This is a genomic window from Burkholderia sp. SIMBA_051, from assembly GCF_046534915.1.
GTDB classification, from domain to species: Bacteria; Pseudomonadota; Gammaproteobacteria; order Burkholderiales; family Burkholderiaceae; genus Burkholderia; species Burkholderia ambifaria.
Map to the genome: position 1 here is coordinate 1 of NZ_JAWRXS010000147.1, position 307 is coordinate 307.

General features: G+C 69.1%; 1 protein-coding gene. It reads left to right on the forward strand.

The genetic code is table 11. The features are described from left to right. A partial coding sequence (locus SB771_RS33950) for a DUF746 domain-containing protein (protein ID WP_410721909.1) occupies positions 1-307 on the forward strand: 307 nt, incomplete at both ends.

Consider the following 307-nt stretch of genomic DNA (forward strand, 5'->3'; position numbering starts at 1 on the left):
GGCGTCGATCGAATCGGTCGCGGAATGCCTCGGTGCGGGCCGCGGCGCGGTGAGCCACTGGGTGACCGCGATACGCCAGTGGCTGCTGCAGCTCGATCCGGACGGCAAATGGGAGGCGCGCGTGCGCCTGGGCGTGCGGTTCGCGGCGCGCACGACCTGCTACCAGTGCGATTTTCGTGGGCCGGTGCTGCATGGGGGCTTCAACACCGATCGCACGCGCAAGTTCCTGTGCCCGGCATGCGGGGCGACGCTGCAACCCGCGAAGCTCGAGGCGCTCGGTATCGCGGTTGACATGACCATCACACGC